General features: G+C 72.6%; 15 protein-coding genes. 6 read left to right on the forward strand and 9 right to left on the reverse strand.

The annotated features are described in order from the left end of the window. Positions 1–60: 60 nt before the first annotated feature. From ACWGKU_RS05665 to ACWGKU_RS05675, 3 genes are all read right to left on the reverse strand, one after another. Positions 61–1,866 carry a CocE/NonD family hydrolase C-terminal non-catalytic domain-containing protein gene (locus ACWGKU_RS05665; protein WP_452177645.1) on the reverse strand — a complete coding sequence of 602 codons (1,806 nt, stop codon included), beginning with the start codon at positions 1,864–1,866 and terminating at the stop codon, positions 61–63. 197 nt (positions 1,867–2,063) lie between these two features. Next, on the reverse strand, positions 2,064–3,290 hold the full coding sequence (locus ACWGKU_RS05670; protein WP_452177644.1) for a putative PEP-binding protein: 1,227 nt from the start codon (positions 3,288–3,290) through the stop codon (positions 2,064–2,066). Beyond that, entirely contained in the window at positions 3,291–5,279 is a 1,989-nt protein-coding gene (locus ACWGKU_RS05675) for an FAD/NAD(P)-binding protein (protein ID WP_452177643.1), read from the reverse strand. 225 nt (positions 5,280–5,504) lie between these two features. Here ACWGKU_RS05675 and ACWGKU_RS05680 point away from each other — a divergent pair, with 225 nt between their 5' ends. The 4 genes from ACWGKU_RS05680 (at position 5,505) to ACWGKU_RS05695 (ending at position 9,290) form a co-directional block, all read left to right on the forward strand. Beyond that, positions 5,505–6,179 carry a CPCC family cysteine-rich protein gene (locus ACWGKU_RS05680; RefSeq protein WP_452177642.1) on the forward strand — a complete coding sequence of 225 codons (675 nt, stop codon included), beginning with the start codon at positions 5,505–5,507 and terminating at the stop codon, positions 6,177–6,179. A 301-nt stretch (positions 6,180–6,480) separates the two neighbouring features. Then, a complete protein-coding gene (locus tag ACWGKU_RS05685; protein WP_452177641.1) occupies positions 6,481–7,578 on the forward strand; it encodes a hypothetical protein in 1,098 nt (365 codons plus the stop codon). Between the two features lie 33 nt (positions 7,579–7,611). After that, positions 7,612–8,478: a DUF3592 domain-containing protein gene (locus ACWGKU_RS05690; protein WP_452177640.1), complete on the forward strand. Its 867-nt coding sequence runs from the start codon at positions 7,612–7,614 to the stop codon at positions 8,476–8,478. Between the two features lie 311 nt (positions 8,479–8,789). Next, positions 8,790–9,290, forward strand: coding sequence for a hypothetical protein (locus ACWGKU_RS05695; protein ID WP_401051043.1), 501 nt, complete (start codon positions 8,790–8,792; stop codon positions 9,288–9,290). Positions 9,291–9,378: 88 nt separating this feature from the next. Here ACWGKU_RS05695 and ACWGKU_RS05700 read toward each other — a convergent pair whose 3' ends face one another. Beyond that, positions 9,379–9,762: a VOC family protein gene (locus tag ACWGKU_RS05700; protein WP_452177639.1), complete on the reverse strand. Its 384-nt coding sequence runs from the start codon at positions 9,760–9,762 to the stop codon at positions 9,379–9,381. Between the two features lie 256 nt (positions 9,763–10,018). Here ACWGKU_RS05700 and ACWGKU_RS05705 point away from each other — a divergent pair, with 256 nt between their 5' ends. Continuing rightward, positions 10,019–10,360 (forward strand): hypothetical protein, encoded by a 342-nt coding sequence (locus ACWGKU_RS05705; RefSeq protein WP_401051048.1) that lies wholly within the window; start codon positions 10,019–10,021, stop codon positions 10,358–10,360. Between the two features lie 144 nt (positions 10,361–10,504). Here the strand turns inward: ACWGKU_RS05705 and ACWGKU_RS05710 are convergent, their stop codons facing one another. The 5 genes from ACWGKU_RS05710 to ACWGKU_RS05730 are packed head-to-tail and all read right to left on the reverse strand — an operon-like array spanning position 10,505 to position 13,248. Next, a complete protein-coding gene (locus tag ACWGKU_RS05710) occupies positions 10,505–11,011 on the reverse strand; it encodes a DUF2199 domain-containing protein (RefSeq protein ID WP_401051049.1) in 507 nt (168 codons plus the stop codon). A 21-nt stretch (positions 11,012–11,032) separates the two neighbouring features. After that, the gene (locus ACWGKU_RS05715) at positions 11,033–11,335 is read right to left on the reverse strand and encodes an N-acetyltransferase family protein (protein ID WP_452177638.1); all 303 of its coding nucleotides are present in this window, start codon (positions 11,333–11,335) and stop codon (positions 11,033–11,035) included. After that, positions 11,332–11,748: an arsenate reductase ArsC gene (locus ACWGKU_RS05720; RefSeq protein WP_452177637.1), complete on the reverse strand. Its 417-nt coding sequence runs from the start codon at positions 11,746–11,748 to the stop codon at positions 11,332–11,334. Before ACWGKU_RS05720 ends, ACWGKU_RS05715 begins: the two co-directional genes overlap by 4 nt. After that, the gene (gene arsB, locus ACWGKU_RS05725; protein WP_452177636.1) at positions 11,741–12,871 is read right to left on the reverse strand and encodes an ACR3 family arsenite efflux transporter; all 1,131 of its coding nucleotides are present in this window, start codon (positions 12,869–12,871) and stop codon (positions 11,741–11,743) included. The genes ACWGKU_RS05720 and arsB overlap by 8 nt, the downstream gene beginning before the upstream one ends. Further along, the gene (locus tag ACWGKU_RS05730; protein ID WP_359897675.1) at positions 12,868–13,248 is read right to left on the reverse strand and encodes an ArsR/SmtB family transcription factor; all 381 of its coding nucleotides are present in this window, start codon (positions 13,246–13,248) and stop codon (positions 12,868–12,870) included. The genes arsB and ACWGKU_RS05730 overlap by 4 nt, the downstream gene beginning before the upstream one ends. 133 nt (positions 13,249–13,381) lie before the next feature. Here ACWGKU_RS05730 and ACWGKU_RS05735 point away from each other — a divergent pair, with 133 nt between their 5' ends. Continuing rightward, positions 13,382–13,819, forward strand: coding sequence for an ArsI/CadI family heavy metal resistance metalloenzyme (locus ACWGKU_RS05735; RefSeq protein WP_452177635.1), 438 nt, complete (start codon positions 13,382–13,384; stop codon positions 13,817–13,819). Positions 13,820–13,957: the final 138 nt, after the last annotated feature.

Here is a 13,957-nt window from a genome sequence, read left to right on the forward strand (position 1 = left end):
ATCCCCCCCCCCCGCGCCCCGCCCCCCCCCGGCCCCGGGCCGCGGGGGCGACTCCGGGGATCAGCCCAGCGGCAGCTCCAGGCGGGACTCGTTGCCGCTCGGCGAGCCGACGGTGACGGTGCCGCGCTCCGCGGCGTAGGAGTACAGCTGGTCACGGCTGTTGACGACCAGCGCCAGCCGGTGGCCGGTCGGCACGTCGTACGCGGCGGGTTGGAGCGCCCAGCTGACGGTGGTGTCCTTCCCGGGGGTCAGACCGCGCACGGTGTACGGCTCGTGGGTGACGATCCGCGCCGTACCGTCCGGGGCGACGTCGAACAGGTAGGCCACCAGGGTGGCGGCGTCCTCGGTGCTGCGCACCGTCAGCCGGACCTGCGCGGCGCCCCGGATCCGGCGGGCCGCCTCACCCTGCCCGGTCAGCGGGTCGGTCGACCAGACCAGCAGGTTCTCCCGCTCGAACTCGGACAGCACGTACTTCCGGGGGTTGCCCGTCCACTCCTTCTGGCCGGTGTCCATCACGCCGTCCACCGCCGTCGCCCTGGTCTCCACGCCCGCGGTGAAGCTCCGCGACCAGCCGTCGTTCTGCTTGTCGGCCAGCGCGCCGTCACCGTCGCCGTTGACGCCGGTGAGGTACCACGTCTCCTCGCCGGTCGTGACGTCCGCCCATGAGTCGCGCGACTCCCGGCGGGCGGCCTCGGTGATCCGGTTGCCGCCGCCCAGCACGGGCTTGGTCTTGTAGGTGAACATCACCTGGCTGGTCACCTGCTTGCGGTTCGGCGCCTCGTTGTCGGCGCGCAGCAGGTGGTGGTCCAGGAACTCGAAGGCCTCCCGAAGGGGATCCGCCAGGCCGGGGAACGGCAGGTGGGTCAGCAGGCCGGACATGCCAGCGCCCTCGGGCGCGCCGTGGTCGCCGATCCACAGGTTCAGCTGCTTGGGCACCGTCAGCCGGTTGTAGACGTCGATCACCGAGGAGGCCGGGAAGAGCGTCTCGTGCCAGGTGTTGGAGACGAAGGTCGGGATGCCCCGCCGGTTGGTCTCGCGGAGGTACGTCTCCGGGGAGCGCTCGTCGCCCCAGGCGATCACGTCGTCGAGGTCGCGGTTCTGGTCGAACTTGTCGAGGATGTCCAGGGTCTCCGCGTCGAACTTGTCCTGCTTCTCCCCGCCGGTGAAGCCGACCAGCAGTTCCACGGCCTTCACGTGTCGGGTGTCGTTGGCGTAGAGGCTGGTGGCCAGGTTGCCCCAGGTGCTCAGCGCGACCACGGCGGCCACCCGCTCGTCGGGGTCGTGCGCGGCGACCAGCTGGCTGATCCCGGAGCCGTAGGACAGACCGAGGAAGCCGACCTTGCTCGGGCCGCTCCAGCCCTCCGCGTGGGTGATCACCTTCACCCCGTCGGCCCAGTCGTCGGGGCCGGCGACGTCGACGCGGCCGCCGGAGGTGGAGATCCAGCCCGGATAGCCGAGGCCTCGCGGGGTGTAGGCCAGGACGTGGTAGCCGCGCAGCGCCAGCTTGATGTAGCCGTAGACGAAGGGCAGCCAGCCGAGCGGGTTCCAGCCGGCCGGCACGATCACGACCGGGCGGGGTTCGTCGCCCTTCAGCCTGATGCGGAACGCCGACAGGCGGATGTCCTCCTCCACCTCGATCCCGGTGACGTCGACGTCGGCGATCTGCCGCACCTTGGCCACCAACTCGGCCAGTTCCGGCGGGAGCTGCACCGTCCCGTCGCCCTGGGCGGCCGCCTGCAGGGCGTTGCCGAGGTCGATGACGGCCTGGTTGACGGTGGTGCCGGGCCCCCGAAGTCCGTTGTCGGCGACGTCGGCGAGCGTGGCCTCGGTGATCGCCGGGATCGGCTCTCCACTGACGCTGGTCATGCGAACCACCCTTCCGTTACGGATACTGTTCGCATCCTGGATCACGGCGGGTGAAACGAAACTGATGTAACGTCAGATTCACTGAAATGGATGGAGTCCCGATCAACTTCTATCGATGACAATAGAGTTGTAGTATCCGCGCCCGACCACACAGCGGGCGGGCGACGACCCTCACCGCCACCCGCCCGCCGGCCCGGTCAGGGTCGCGAGTCGAGCACCAGTTGCCGGAGTTCGGCGGTGCACATCATGTAGCCGTCCGGAGTGGGCACGTGGGCGAGGTAGTGGGCGAGGTCCGTGCCCAGCGCGAACACCTTCACCGGGGTCCCCGCGGCGCGGGCCGACTCCACCACCCTGCGCAGCCCGTCCAGGACGGCCGGGTGCCGGGTCTGGTAGGACTCCGCCACCAGGTGGTTGCCGCGGTCCGCGGCCAGGTAGAACTGCACCAGGTCCTTCACCCCGACGAACAGTTCGCTGGCGCCGGCGGCGCAGATCTCCGCCGTGGCGTGCACCGCCGCCGGTGTCTCGATGAACGCGGACAGGGGCACCTCGGCGGGCAGTTCGAGGTGCTTCCTGAGCTGGGCGAACTCCTCCGCGTCGTTGAGGAACGGCACGGAGAGGTGCACCCGGCCCGCGGCGTCGCCGAGCCGCTCGCGCAGCGAGCCGAGCATGGCGTGCAGCGCCTCCCGGTAGGCGGTCGACCCCAGCAGCCAGCGTGCGCCGTGCAGGCCCAGCTCGGGGTTGGGCTCGACCGCGACCGGGGCCAGCTCGGTGACGCTGGCGGCGTGGTCGGAGCGGAGGTCGAGCATCCTCAGGATCAGCCGCTGGCCGGGCAGCAGCGCCTCGGTGAAGGCGCACAGCCGGTCGGCGAGCGCCCGCCCGTAGACCGCCGCTTCGGCCGGGCCGCCCTCCAGGGAGTCGAGCGGACTCAGGCCCGCCGCCAGGCAGAGGAACTCCTCCCGGATGAAGAAGCAGTCGACCCGCTTCGCGTCCGGTCCGCAGGAGTTGATCGCGCTGATGTCCTGGAGGTCCGCGATGACCGCACACGCCGCGCCGAGGTCGGCCGGCGAGGGGGCCCCGGCCCCGGCGTCCGCGTCGGTCCCGGCGCCCGCGCCGGACTCGACGACGATCGACTCGCCGTCGAGGTCCAGCACCGCCTCGCCGACCAGGTCGTCGAGGTCCGCCTCGTCGACGCGGAGCACGGGAATTCCCCTGCCCCGGCAGAGCGACTGCATGTGGCCGGTCAGCCCGCCCGAACCGCAGACCACCGCGCGCGCCGCCACGATCGCCTCGTACAGGCCGGCGTCGAGGGAAGGGGCGACGAGGATGGATCCCTCAAGCGGATGTCTCGTGCGATTGCAGGTGCCCCGCACTTCGCTCTGTGCACCACCGGTCAGCAGGGATCCCTGAATCCGTCGCCCGTCCACCTATTCCTCCTGTTCTTCGGCGGTCGCCATTCCCAGCTGTCGGCGCAGTTGTCGTGGTGTCACGGAGACATCGGTGAGTCGTTCGACCGCGGCCCGGTTGACGACCACCCTCATCAGGCGGTCGTACCGGGCGGCATCCACCGCAGCGGCCGGACGTTCACCCATGGACCGGATACAGGCGTCCAGTCGGGAATCGAGCAGGTTCCGTTCAATTCGACCGCGCGAGGCCAATCTCCTGGCCTCCAGTACCACAGCGTCCTCGAATTCCGCCCGGGCCGCTTCCTCCAGATTGCCGACACCCCCGCGGCGCCCGGCCACCTTTCCGGCCACGCTTTCGGCCACGCTTTCGGCCGTGCTTCGAGCCGGACTCCCCACCGAAGTCCACTCCGAAGTCCGAGCCGAACTCCGAGCCGAACTCCGCTCCGCGATCCGAGCCGAAACGTCCTCTTCCACTTCCAGTTGCTCGATCACGTGCGCGGCTACCGCGATCGAATGGTTCTTGATGGCGGCGAGATTGAAGGTGAACGCACCGGTTCGGCCGTTCCGCACGATCTCGTCGCCCTCGCGCAGCGCGCCGACCGCGGACACCGGGCCCGCCACCCCGCCAGGGCTCAGCAGCACCCCCCGTCCGTCGACCTCCAGGCCGCGCCCGGTGCGCGCGTGGGGCTCCGCGATCCCCCGCCGCAGGAGGTTCCGCCAGAGCGGCCGGTCGACCCTGCTGTAGTCCGACTCCCGGCCGAAGTTGGACACCACCAGGTCGGCCTCGATGGTGTGCTCCTCCTGCGGGGAGGCGACCGACACGGCCAGCCGCCCCGACTCCGCCGGCCTGACCGCCTCCACCTTGCCGACGACCAGCCGCACCGCCCCGTCCGCCGCGTGCAGGGCGCGCTCGATGACCGCCATCGTGTACTCCAGCACCCCGACCCGCAGCGCGGCCAGCGCGGTGCCGAACTCGTCCAGCAGGCCCCGCAGTTCCGCGGTGGGGATGCGCTCGATGGCCTCGGGGAGGTGCGGCTCCCACGCCTTGACCACCCGCTCGGCGACCACCACCGGGGAGACGTCGGGATGCTCCCGGACGACCGTCGAGCACGCCGTGTCCCACTCGGCCCGGATCCGGACGAGGAACTCCTCACGGTTCCGGTACGGCTCCAGCAGCGTCTTCGGACAGGGGAGGCGCAGCACCCCGTGCTCGTGGCCGCCGGGGTACGTCCGGAACATCGTCCCGGTCCTGGAGATCAGATGGATCCTCCCGGTGTGGCCCTGGCGCAGCAGCAGGCCCGCCGAGTCGTAGGCGCTCAGCACGGAGCCGACGATGGCGACCGTCGACTCGGACGGGAGCGAGACGAGCTTGCGGATTCCGGCCGCGGAGTAGGGGTCGCGCACGAAGGAGGCGTGGGTGCGGACCTCGGAGGCGAAGACCGGCTCCCGGAGTTCGAGGCCGGTCGCGAGGACGACCTGGTCGGCGCGGAGCACGGTCACCGCCGGGCTCCGGTCGGCTCCGCCCCCGCGGCCCGACGGCTGCTCGATCGTCACGTCGGCGCCGGTGGGCCGGACTTCCAGGTCGACCGCCTCGCCCTCCGCTTCGACGAGCACGACACCGGGAGGGGCTTCGCGCCTCGCCTCGGCCAGCCGGTCGCTCAGGTAGTCCTGGAAGATCCGCCGGGGCGCCGGCCCCTGCTCGACGAACCGGAGCCCGGCCCAGGGCTCCGGCCAGCCGCTGCGGTCGGCCTCGTGGTTCGCCCAGCGGACGAAGTCGAGGACGTCCTCGCGGAACACCGACATCCGGCCCGCCTGGATGTTGAACACGTAGTCCCAGGGGTTGCCGTCCCGGTGGTAGGCGACGCCCGCCGAGCGGTAGTCGGAACGTCGTTCCAGCAGGACGATCTCCAGCGGTCTGCGCGCGAAGCAGAGCAGCCGGATGGCCGTGGCGGTGCCGGCCAGGCCCGCCCCGACTATGAGGACTCTTGGACGCGTACCCGTTCGACTCATGGTCAAGCCTCCGCATCGAAGGATGGGAACCCGGCTCTCCTGTCCCGAACGCCGGGCACGTGGTCTGCTGAGGACGTGCGGCTCGGACGGAGCGACGTGCTGTCCGAAGTGCCCCAGGATCCTAGAACAGGTGATCCGCCGACCATGACGACTTGTCACGAAATCCGATGGGCATGCTCCGAAACCGGGTCGCCGTCGACCGGTCCGGCAGGCCAGACTGCCGGGGTGGACACTCGCCGACCCTGCCCCTGCTGCGGCCATCTCGTCTTCGATGTCCGGGAAGGGTGGCCCGGTTCGTTCGTCGTCTGCCCGCTCTGCTCCTGGGAGGACGACCCGGCGCAGCTCAGGTGGCCGCTGAGGCCGGACGGCGCCAACTCGGTCCCGCTGCTGCAGGCCCAGCGCAACGTCCGGGAGTTCGGGGCCTGCGACCAGCGCGGCCGGCGGTTCGTCCGGCCGGCGACGGCCGACGAGCCGCTCGACCCCGCCTGGCGCCCGATCGACCCGGCCGCGGACCTCTTCGAGGACTGGCAGGACGAGGAGCAGCGTCCCTGGCCCGAGGACCGGTCGGTCCTGTGCTGGTGGCTCCCGACCTTCTGGGACACCACCGAGGACCTGACGCCGGACCCGCCCCACCGCATCACCGTCGACGTCGGCTCCGTGCGCGGCGAGAACGACCTCCACACCGTCCTGAAGCGCGAACTGCGCCTCCCCGCGTTCTACGGCATGAACTGGGCCGCGTTCTGGGACTCGATCACCGGCCTGGTCGCGATGCCCGCCGAACTGCGCTTCGTCGGCTGGGCGGATCTGGAGCGCGAACTCCCGTGGGCGGCGCAGGCGCTCCGTGACGCGTTGGGCCGGTACGCCGCGCTCGGCCGGGACTTCACCGTCGTGTACGACTGACGGCGGCGCGGCCGTGGCCGGGCCGCCGCCGAGGGCGGTGAGGCCGGCGAGGGCGACGGCGGCCGCGAGGACGACGGCGGGCTTCTGGGGGATTCGCACTGCTGCTCCTGGTTCGGGGGGGGCGGGGGTTCACGGGCCGGCCGGGTCGGATCCGGTCCGCCGTGAAGTTAGGTGCAGGGCGGGCCGGTTGGGCCGGCGGCACGCGGGTCGCCCCGACTGGTTCCGGGGTTTCACTGGGACGGCGCAAGCTTGTCGGCTCCGGGCCTGTCCGCCGTCGCTCCCGCCCGGCACAATCACCGGTATGACGATCACCACCGGTGCGCCGCCCACGCGCAACACGCCGGTCGCCCTCGCCCGCGGCTTCCTGACCGGAAGTGTGATCGGAGGATCGCTCGCCGCAATGGTCGTCGGCGTCGTCGTCGACAAGGTGGCGCTGGTCATCGCCGGCATGGGCCTTCCCATCGTCTACGGCCTGCTGCTCCTCCTCGCCGGCGTGCCGCGGCGGGCCCGGGAGGCAGCCGTCGTCCCGCGGACGGCGCTCGCGATGATCGAGAGCCTGGACGTCCCGAAGGGCGAGGTGACCGACCTGGCGGTGCGGTTCGACCTCACCGTCGTGCCGGACGAAGGCCCCGCGTTCCGGGTGGAGTTCACCCAGGACATCCACGTCGCCGACCTCCCCGACTACCGGCCGCGCGGCGTCCTGGTGGTCCGCTACCCGCCGGACCGGCCGGCAGCCGTGCGCATCGTGAAGCGGCCGACCCCGGTGTGGGAGGAGCGGGCGGCCGGGGCGCTGCTCGACTCCGCGCCCGCCTCGACCAAGGTGAGCGAGCCGCCCGACAGCTGCGCCGTCCCCTTCCTCGGGTTCCTCGGTCTGCTGCTCGCCGCGGCGGCCGTCGTCCTCCTGTTCCGGGTGGACCTGTTCGAGGACGAGCCCGCCGGCCCGCCGTCCTCCTCCGCGAGCCCCTCGGCCTCCGCCTCCTCGTCGTGGTCGACCAAGGTGGTGACGGCCGGGTCCGGCACCGTCGTGCTCGGCCCCGGGCAGTCCTTCCTCGACGAGGGCGAGTTGGGGCGGGCCGTCAACTCGTTGACGCGCGACGGCGAAGCGGGGCCGGTGACGACCCTGCAGGTGACGGACAGCCTGCTGGCGCTGACGTTCTCCTCGACCGACTCGAAGGCCCGGGAGTTCGATCCGGTGTCACTGCCCTACGAGCGGTTCCCGGCCCTGGTCGACGAGGCCAGGACCACGCTCGGCGTCCACGCCCCGCAGGCCTGGAGCATCACCGTCCTCCGCACCGACGGCTCCGTCACCATCACGGTCACCGTGGCAGGGCCCGGGGGCGCCGCCGTGCTGGAGGCGGACGGACAGGGCCGGGTGCTGCGGCGCACCTCGGCGCACTGAACCACGGACAGGACGGACGGGAGCGGGGCACACATGAACTGGCACGGAATCCTGGCCCTGTGGTGCGGGGTGTTCGGCGCCGTGGCGCTGGTCGGGTACGGCCGGTCGCTGGCCGGCCTGACCAAGGCGCAGCGGGCCGTACGGGTGAAAGGGCGGATCGAACGGGTGGGGGAGCCGCGCGACGGGAGCTCCTCGAACGACGGGATAGCGGTGGTCGTCCGCTTCCAGGACCCGTCCACCGGCGAGGAGTTCGTCGTCACCAACGACAGCGGGACCGGCGACCGGATCAGCACGGCCTGGGTGGGCCGGGAGGTCGGAATCCGCTATCCGCGCGGGAGGCCGCACGCCTTCCGGTTCGTCAGCGACCTCCAGGCGGGGCGGAGGGGGCTCGCCTGGCCCCACACCGCGGTGTTCCTGATCTACGTCGGGCTGGTGGTCGTCCTCTCGATCGACCGGGGCTGGCCGTGGGCCCTGGTCGCGACCTGCGGTCCGGTCACCGTCCTCGGCGCGTTCTACCTGCCCGGGGAGAAGCAGACGATGAAGAAGCGGCTCGCCGAGCTGGCCGCCATGCCGCCCGTCCCGGGGCGGGTCGTCGCCGTCCTCAGGAACGTCGAGACCGACCAGGACGGCGACACCCGGACCAGCCGGACGCCGGTCGTCGCCTTCACCACCGAGGAAGGGACGGCCGTCACCGCCTACTACCCATCGGGCCTGCCGGACTCCGCCGTCCCGGTCGGCGGGGACCTCACGATCCACTACTCCCCCGCCGACCCGGCCGACTTCACGCCGGACCTCGCGGCCACCCGCCGGTCCGTGGCGGGGAACGTCGGCTGCGCGGTGACGGTCCTGGTCGTCACCGCGGCGACGACCGTCACGGGCGTGGTCCTGCTCCGCCTGTAGCGCCCGACGGCACACGCCAACGGCCCGCCGCTGGGAAGGCGGTGGGCCGTTGAGGGGACTCCGCGTCCTTCCCGCCGTCCGCACCGCCAACGCCAGGACCGGTCCGGGCCGAACCCGAACGCGCCGCCCCCACCGCACGCCGAAGCACCGGGAGTGGGAAGTCGGCCCGGCCGACTTCCCACTCCTCCCCCGCGCGAGGGACGGACCGCCCTGCGGCCGGGCCCCGGGAAGGACGACCCGACTCCCCGGGCGCGGCACTGTGGAACCACCCGGCGGCAGCGGCCGACGCGGGTGATGCCCCAGGAGGAGACATGGTGCACGCACCGACACCGGCGGCAGCGCGAAGGGTCGTGGCCCTGGGTGCCGCCGCCACCGTCCCTTACATCGCCGTCAAGACCTACTGGGCGGCGGGCGGCCGGGCCGGACTCGCGGACGGCTTCGACATGGCGGACGAGTTCACCCGCAACGGCGCGCCCGGCGCCCTCGTCCTGCTCGAACGGCACGGCGTCGACTTCACGGCCGTCCTCGCCCTGACCGGGCTGCTCCTCGCCTGCGCCCTCGTCCGGCCCTGGGGACGGAAGCTCCCGCGAAGGCCGCTGCTCGCCCTGGCCTGCGCGGGAACGCTGCTCGTCCCGTACGGCCTGCTCACCGGGCTGCTCGCCCTCCCCGGGGAGGGCGGCGCCCCGGCCGCACCGATCACCGGGTGGATCGCGCCGGCCGGGGTCGGCGCGTTCCTCGGGATCGGGACGGCCCTGGGCGTCGGGGCCTGGTCGCACCGGCACCCGGAGCGCGGGCGGCCCACTTCTCCGTGACCCGCCGCGAGCGGTGTCGACCGTCACCGTGGTGGTCGGGATCCGGTCCGCCCCCGGCTCCGTGCACGCGTGGCCCGCCCCGGCGCCCTCACGGGTGCGCGGCCGCCCGGTCGGAGTCGCTGCGCAGCACGCAGAACTCGTTGCCCTCGGGATCGGCGAGGACCGCCCAACCCGAACCGTCGGGGTTCCGGTGGTCGCCGACGAGGGCGGCGCCGAGGCCGAGCAGCCGCTCCACCTCCTGATCGCGCGAGGTCTCGGGCCGCAGGCACAGGTGGACCCGGTTCTTGACCGTCTTCGCCTCGGGCACCTGGTTGAAGTACAGCACCGGGCCCTCCGCCAGCAGCACCTGGGTCTCGTGGTCCCCCGGCCGGCAGTCGGGGTCCAGCGGCCTGCCCGTCACACCGCTCCAGAAGCGCGCCAACTCATAGGCGTCCGCGCAGTCGATCGCCACGTTCTGCAGTACCGAAACCATGCGCGCGAGTCTCCCCGATCCCCGCCCCGAACTCCACCGGGTTGCCCCGGTCTCCCGCCCGTGCGGCCCGGGCGGCGTGCGTCGGGAGGGGCGTCAGGCTCCGGTTCCGCCGACCCGCGACGGGGCACCGCTCGACCACCGCCCGACGTCGACCGCCCACCGCCCCTCCGACCTGCGGCATCACTGCCCGCGTGCAGGCCGTCACGGAGGCACCTACGGTGGAAGTAGTAGCCCAGAGCATCCGGGAGGTTACACCATGACTTCCGAGAAGAAGCCAGTCCAGCTCACGGCACGTACGGTCAGCGGCCACGTGGTCGCCCACGCTCCGATCAGCGGCGACTTCGAGGCCACGCTGACCGACATGGACGGCAAGCCGATCGTGGGGCGGCAGATCACCTTCTACAGCACGGCGAGCGGCCAGCGGGTCGGCTCCGCGACCACCGACCAGAGCGGGATCGCCGAGCTGAACTCCGGCTCCAAGATCCTCGACCCGGTCATCGTCGCCAGCACCCTCGCCACCGGCTGCGAAGCCCGGTTCGAGGGCGACGACGAGTACCAGGCGGCCTCCGCCCACGCCGGCACCGCCGTCGGCGTCTGACACGCACCGACCGGCCGTGCGCGCACCGGCCGGCCACGGCACCGCGCGGCGTGCACCACGCGGCGTGCACCGCGCACCGCGGCCGGCTGTTGCGGACCGTCAGCGGGAAGCAGCGGCCGGGGACCGTCAGCGGGCCGGAGGCCGTCAGCCCCGGAGGAGCAGGTCCGCGAATTCCCGCACGCGGCCGGTCGTAATGCCTTCGCGCTGCTCGACCGCGAGGGGATGATCGGTCGGTTCCAGTTCGATCAAAGGACGCCGGCCGACCGCGCGGGTGTGGACGTGGGTCTTGAGCAGGAGGGTCGAGTCCGGATAGACGGGCAGCTCGGTGGAGAGCCAGCCGAAGTACGGGGGCTCCTGCTCCCGTACCGGGTCGTCCCACAGGTCGTGCGTCCGGGCGAAGTTCTGCTCGCTCAAGGAGACCCAGACGCCCCACGAGAACGTGTCGCCGCTGTCACGCACCGGTATCTCGATCAGGCCGTGGACGTAGAAGTGCCGTCCCTTGACCACGCACTGGTCGGCGGTCAGCTCGCTGTCCCGGCGCCGGGAGTAGCGCGGCTTCCATTCCACCGGCGCCGGAGCCCCGTAGGACAGCGGCGGGCCGTCGTGGCGTTCCGTGCAGCACGCGCACGTGTGGTGGTGGTCGGCAGTCATGGAGCGAGCCTAACGGGCTGGTCAGAGGCGGTTCGGGGGTGGTCCGGCGGGCCGTTCGGACGGCGGTGCGGTGGGGGTCCCGTGGGCCGCGCTCCGCTCCGACACCCGCGCCACCGCGGCCCAGCCGAGCACCCGGTCGAACCCGTCGAACCCGTCGAGGGCGACCAGGCGGTGCCGGGCCGTGCGAGCCGCGTCGCACTCCTCCCAACTCGGCACACCGGTCTCGAAGGTGGCGTCGCCGCCGTCGATGCCCGACCGGTAGATCTCCAGGACCTGCGCGGCGTGCGCCGGGGTCATCGCGGCGACGTTCACCACCCCGCTCATGCGACGGCCTCGATGCCGAGTTCCGCCATCAGGGCGCGGACACGCTGCTCGATCCCGTCGCGGATCGGGCGGACGGCGTCGACGCCCTGGCCCGCCGGGTCCGCCAACTGCCAGTCCAGGTAGCGCTTTCCGGGGAAGTACGGGCAGGCGTCGCCGCAGCCCATGGTGATCACCACGTCCGAGGCCCGGACCGCCTCGACGGTGAGCACCTTGGGCGTCTCGGTGGAGAGGTCGATCCCCACCTCGGCCATCGCCCGGACCACGGCCGGATTGACGCCGTCGGCGGGCGCCGACCCGGCCGACCGGACCTCGACCCGGTCCCCGCCGAACCGGGTGAGGAAGGCGGCGGCCATCTGGGAGCGGCCGGCGTTGTGCACGCAGACGAACAGCACGGACGGCTTGGACTCAGACACGGGCGGAACCTTCGGGTTCGGGGGCGGGTTCGGGGGCAGGGACGGTGGCGGGGACGGTGGCGGGCCGGGGGAAGTACCGGCGGGCGGCGAGGGCCACGTGGACGAGGCCGATCAGGACGGGCACCTCGATCAGCGGGCCGACCACTCCGGCGAGGGCCTGGCCGCTCGCGGCGCCGAAGGTGGCGATGGCGACGGCGATGGCCAGTTCGAAGTTGTTGCCCGCCGCGGTGAACGCGAGGGTGGTGGCCCGCGGGTGGTCCAGTCCCACCGCGCGGCCCAGTGCCAGGGAACCGGCCCACATGACGGCGAAGTAGACCAGCAGCGGCAGCGCGATCCGGGCGACGTCCAGGGGCTGCGCGGTGATGGCACGGCCCTGGAGCGCGAACAGGACGACGATCGTGAACAGGAGCCCGTACAGCGCGAACGGGCCGATGCGCGGCAGCAGCGCCGTCTCGTACCAGGCACGGCCGCGGGCCTCCTCGCCCAGGCGGCGGGTGAGGTAGCCGGCGGCGAGCGGGATGCCGAGGAAGATCAGCACGCTGCGGGCGATCTCCCACACCGGGACGTCGAGCGCGGTCCGCTCCAGGCCGAGCCACCCGGGCAGCACGGACAGGTAGAACCAGCCCAGCGCGCCGAAGGCGACCACCTGGAAGAGCGAGTTCAGGGCGACGAGGACGGCGGCGGCCTCCCGGTCGCCGCCGGCCAGGTCGTTCCAGATGATCACCATGGCGATGCAGCGGGCGAGGCCGACGACGATCAGCCCGGTGCGGTACTCCGGCAGGTCGGGCAGCAGGAGCCAGGCGAGGGCGAACATCAGGGCGGGCCCGACGAGCCAGTTCAGCAGCAGGGAGGGGAGCAGCAGGCGGCGGTCGCGGGTGACGGTGTCGAGGCGGTCGTAGCGGACCTTCGCGAGCACCGGGTACATCATCACCAGCAGGCCGAACGCGATCGGCAGGGAGACGCCGGTGACGGTCACCTTCGCGAGCGCGTCGCCCAGGCCGGGGACGAGCCGGCCGAGGCCGATGCCGAGGACCATCGCGGCGAGGATCCACAGCGCGAGGTAGCGGTCGGTGAACGACAGCCGGCCGGCCACCGGGCCGGGCGCCCCGGCGTCGGCGCTCACTCGGCGGCGCCGAGGGACGCCCGGCGGGTGAGGATGCCCGCGAGGCGGTCGGTCGTCTCGGGGACCAGCCGGTAGTACACCCAGGTGCCGCGGCGCTCGGAGTCGATCAGCCCGGCCTGCCGGAGCAGCTTCAGGTGGTGGGAGATCGTCGGCTGGGACAGGTCGAACGCCGGCGTCAGGTCGCAGACGCACACCTCGCCGCCGGCGCCGGAGGCGATCATCGACAGCAGCCGCAGCCGCACCGGATCGCCCAGGGCCTTGAAGAGCGGCGCCAGTTCGGCGGCCTGGTCCGCGTCCAGCGGGGCGCTCAGCAGCCGGGGGCAGCAGCCGTCCGCGGCGTCGTCCCGATCGAGCAGCGGGAGTTCCTGTTTCGACATGCTTCTATGTTGACGAATATCGATCCAGAGTGCAAGGCTGAATCGACAGACATCGATACAGGCTCGTTCAGTCCCTTTGCTCCCTTCCAGCCCTTCCAGCCCTTCGAGCCCTTCCTGCCCGTTGGAGGCCACCGTGTCCCGTGTCCAGCTCGCCCTGCGCGTCGCCGACCTCGAAGGCTCCATCGCCTTCTACTCCAAGCTCTTCGGCACCGAGCCCGCCAAGCGCCGCCCCGGCTACGCCAACTTCGCCGTCACCGAGCCCCCGCTGAAGCTCGTCCTCATCGAGGGCGAGCCCGGCGAGGACACCCGCCTCGACCACCTCGGCGTCGAGGTCGCCTCCACCGAGCAGGTCACCGCCGCCACCGCCCGCCTGCGCGAGGCCGGCCTCGCCACCTTCGAGGAGAACGACACCTCCTGCTGCTACGCCATCCAGGACAAGGTCTGGGTGACCGCCCCCGGCAAGGAGCCCTGGGAGGTCTACGTCGTCAAGGCCGACGCCGACAGCCTCGGCAAGAGCGCCGCCGGCGCGCCGGAGGCCTGCTGCACGGGCACCGGCGAGGCGTCCCGCTGAACCGCCCGGAGTGGGAAGTCGGCCCGGCCGACTTCCCACACCGCCCCCCGGCGCACCACGGCCCCGTCCCCGCCGCCCCCCCGCCCACACCCCCGGCGGCCAAGTCGGCGGGCGGGGGGGACCGGCCCGGCCCGGTGA

This window comes from Kitasatospora sp. NPDC054768, assembly GCF_053612025.1.